The sequence below is a fragment of the Mesorhizobium sp. genome, assembly GCF_024509055.1.
Taxonomy (GTDB): Bacteria; Pseudomonadota; Alphaproteobacteria; order Rhizobiales; family Rhizobiaceae; genus Mesorhizobium.
On the sequence record NZ_JANINM010000069.1, the window covers coordinates 1,935 to 5,761 of the forward strand.

A 3,827-nucleotide genomic window follows, 5' to 3' on the forward strand; every position below is an offset into this window, starting at 1 on the left:
GCCGAGATGTCGGTGATGCGGCCGTCGAGCTTTGGGGTGTATGGGCGGTGGGCGCCCAGATAGTCGGCCACCACCTGCTCGAGGCCCGGGCCGTAATCGTAGGCGTCGGTGCCCTTTTCGGCGAAGACGTTGTAGCCGTCGCCGCCCTGGCGGACGTAGTTGTTGGTGGCGACGAGGTACTGCTTGTCCGGGTTGATCGGCGCCCACGCGCCGTTCTCCATGACCTCGACCGACTTGACGCGGCCGGCATTGGGGGCGACTGACCTGTCGAAAGCGTATTTGAGTCCCGCCACCTGCGGGAAGCGCCCGGCGCCGTCCTCGATCTGGCTGAGCCCGCTTTCCAGTCCGGCGACCAGATCCTTGCCGGAGATCTTGAACGTCGCCAGCGTGTTCTGGAACGGCAGCACGGTCAGCACGTCGCCCATGGTGACCTTGCCCTGGCCGATCGAGGCGCGCAGGCCGCCGCCGTTCGAAATGGCGATCTCGACGCCCTGGCCCTTCGTGCGGTCGAGGATTGCGTCGGAGACGAGATTGCCCATCTCGCATTCGTGGACGCGACAGCTTTCGCGGCTGCCGTCGATGGGCTTGGTGGTCTCCGCGACCTCCTTGTTCTTCAACGCCTCGATGGGCCCGCCGAGCTCCTTGATGCGGGCAAGCACCGCCGGGTCGGGCGTGATCGACTTGTCCAGATAGATAGGGTTGCCGCTCGCTTCCTTGACCTTGCCGTCATCGTCGAAAACGACCTTGAACTCGCCGAGATATTTCGAATAGGCGGCCGCCTGCACGACGGGCACCTTGTAGCCGCCGGGATTGTCGACCATCGTCGGATATGGACCCTCGGCTTTAGGGTCGGTGTTCGACAAAAGCGTATGGCTGTGACCGCCGACCACGACGTCGATGCCCGGTATCTTGGCGATGACGTCGCGCTCGCGATTATAACCGATATGGGTCACCGCGATGATCTTGTTGACGCCTTGCGCCCTCAGCTTCTCGACCTCTGCCGTGATCGACTTGACGTCGTCCTCGATGGCAATGTTCGGGCCGGGGGAGGAGAGCTCGGGCGTGTCGTTGGTGACGGCGCCGACGATGCCGATCTTCTGGCCGCCAACCTCCACAACGATCGAGGGCTTGATCTTGCCTGCCGCCCTGGACTTGTCGTTGGGCACGACATTGGCGCTGATGATCGGGAACTTCGCCTTGTCGAGGAAAGGCACAAGCGCGCTCTCGCCGTCATCGAATTCGTGGTTGCCGAGCGTCACGGCGTCCGGTTTGATCTGATTGAGGAATTCCTCTTCCACGGCGCCTTTGTAGGTGGTGTAGAACAGCGATCCTTGGAAACTATCGCCAGCGTTGAGCAGCAACACGTTCTGCCCCTCGAGCTTCTTGCGCTCTTGCGCGATAGCGGTGATTAACCGGCCGGCGCCGCCGATGCACTCGCCCTTGGTCTCCTCCTCGGCCGAGCAGGTGGACTCGTATTTATTGTTGCCTTCGATGCGGCTGTGCCAGTCGTTGAAATGCAGGATGTTCAGCGTGTAGTCGGCAAAAGATACTCCGGCAGACAGGCCAAGCGTCGAGGCGGACAAAACCAGAATGGCGGCGATCTTCTTCATCTTCGTCTCCCGGATAAGCTGACTTGAAGTGTTTAAGGTCCGCGCTTGACTGGAACATTACAGCCAGCTTCGGATCATGTTCACATCGCGTTCCAGCCGATGCAAGCGGAAATCGGGAAGTGATTTGCCGGCGCAAAAAAGGACGGCGGCTCGCGCCGCCGTCCTGTCCTTGAAACGGATCGTTCGGTTCAAGAGCGTCGGGTAAACACAAAATTCTTCCCAGCCGCATCTGTGCAGTTCAGTTGGTTGATGGATACCAGCAGGCAATTCGTATGGATGGGCGTCTGGCGAATTAGCGAGGTGCCCGTGATCTCGAGCGATGTGGCGCCGGTCATGGTGTAGGTACCCTCAGCAAATTTCTCGCCGGTCTGGGCGGCGACTGTTGTGTACTTTCCGCCGGCAAAGGTCGAAACCGCTTGGCCCGTGGCGTCTATCCACGAACCCTCGACTCCCTTGGGCGTCGCCATGGGGGGCGGCCCGGACGGACCGGTGGTGCTGCAGGCGGCGGCGGCCAGAAGGCTTGCCGCGGCGCTCGCCGAAAGCAATTTGCGCGCGATGGTCATTCGAAAATCCTCTCCTCTCGCACCGGTCCGAAATCCGTTCCTATTTCCGGAAAGCGCGATGCGTTTGTTCAAAGTGCTGGAGCATGGTTCATGCGTCCGAACAGACGCACGTCGCTCCAGGCCGCAGCTTTTCAATCGCCCGATTTCCGGGCGATTGCAAGGAGGTGAGGGGTATCGGCTTGGCCGCTATCGCACGAGGATGTTGCGGAACTGCCACGGATCGCTCTTGTCGAGATCCTCCGGGAAAAGACCCGGGCGGTTATCGAGCGGCGTCCAGTCGGTGTAGTGGCCCTTGACCGGTCCGAGATAAGGCAATTGGACTTCCAGGCAGCGCTTGTAGTCCATCTCGTCGGCTTCGACGATGCCGGCCTCAGGGTTTTCGAGCGCCCAGACCATGCCGGCCAGGACCGCCGAGGTGACCTGCATGCCGGTGGCGTTCTGATAGGGCGCCAGCTTGCGCGCCTCGGCCAGCGACAGCTGCGAACCGTACCAGTAGGCATTCTTGTCGTGGCCATAGAGCAGCACGCCAAGCTCGTCGACACCGTCGACCAACTCGTTTTCGTCGAGCACGTGGTGCACCGGCTGGGGCTTACCGGCGGCGCCGAACATCTCGTCCAGCGACAGCATGGCGTCGTTGCAGGGATGATAGGCGTAGTGGCAGGTCGGGCGATACTGGACCTTGCCCTTCTTCGAGCGCACGGTGAAGAAATCGGCGATCGAGATCGCCTCGTTGTGCGTCACGAGCAGGCCGTATTGCGCGCCAGGCGTCGGGCACCATGACCGCACCCGCGTGTTGGCGCCGGGCTGTTCCAGATAGATCGCGGCCTTGGAGCCGTGCTTGTGCTTCTTGCCGTTCTTCGGCATCCAGGTCTCATGCGTACCCCAGCCGAGCTCGGCCGGCTGCAGGCCCTCGGAAATGAACCCTTCGACCGACCAGGTATTCCAGAAGACGTTCATCGGCTTCGGCTTCTTGGTGCGCTGGGTGTCGCGCTCGGCGATATGGATGCCCTTGACGCCGGCCTTCTTCATCAGCTTGGCCCAGCCCTCGCGGTCTTCCTGCGCGGGTTCGGAAAACTCGAGACCGAGATCGGTCGCGAGGTTGACCAGCGCTTGCTTAACGAACCACGAGACCATGCCGGGATTGGCGCCGCAGGTGGACACAGCGGTCGGGCCGCCCGGCTTGTCGTGCTTTTCCTTGATCATCGCCTCGCGCAACGCATAGTTGGTGCGGCTGGCATTGTCGGCCTCGGCATCGAAGTAGAAGCCGAGCCACGGCTCGACGACGGTGTCGATATAGAGCACGCCGAGCTTGCGGCAGAGCCGCATGAGGTCGACAGAGCCGGTGTCGACCGAAAGGTTGACGCAAAAGCCCTGGCCACCGCCATTGGTCAGCAGAGGCGTCAGGAGCTTCTTGTAATTCTTCTCGGTCACGGCTTCCTGGACGAAGGCGATGCCGCGCTCGTCGAGCAGCTTGCGGTCGGTGTCGAGGGGGTCGACGACGGTCATGCGCGACTTGTCGAACTTGAAATGGCGTTCGATCAGCGGCAGCGTTCCCCGCCCGATCGAACCGAAGCCGATCATCACGACAGGACCGGTGATTTCACCGTAAACGGGCCAGTTTTCATTCGCCATTTTTTCGCACACTCCTTCAAAC

General features: G+C 61.6%; 3 protein-coding genes. All 3 read right to left on the reverse strand.

What is annotated here, in order from left to right:
* Nucleotides 1-1,610 (reverse strand): bifunctional metallophosphatase/5'-nucleotidase (locus tag Q0L57_RS04060; RefSeq protein ID WP_296738459.1); only part of this gene is annotated, 1,610 nt, incomplete at its 3' end.
* Nucleotides 1,611-1,798: 188 nt separating this feature from the next.
* Nucleotides 1,799-2,173 (reverse strand): hypothetical protein, encoded by a 375-nt coding sequence (locus Q0L57_RS04065; RefSeq protein WP_296738461.1) that lies wholly within the window; start codon nt 2,171-2,173, stop codon nt 1,799-1,801.
* A gap of 186 nt (nt 2,174-2,359) precedes the next feature.
* Complete coding sequence (locus Q0L57_RS04070; RefSeq protein WP_296738464.1) at nt 2,360-3,805, reverse strand: homospermidine synthase; 1,446 nt, start codon at nt 3,803-3,805, stop codon at nt 2,360-2,362.
* Nucleotides 3,806-3,827: the final 22 nt, after the last annotated feature.

What these genes read in the sequence shown, in the direction of transcription:
- Q0L57_RS04065 (WP_296738461.1), bottom strand. Translation starts at nt 2,173, where the DNA reads ATGACCATCGCGCGCAAATTGCTTTCGGCGAGCGCCGCGGCAAGCCTT.
- Q0L57_RS04070 (WP_296738464.1), bottom strand. Translation starts at nt 3,805, where the DNA reads ATGGCGAATGAAAACTGGCCCGTTTACGGTGAAATCACCGGTCCTGTC.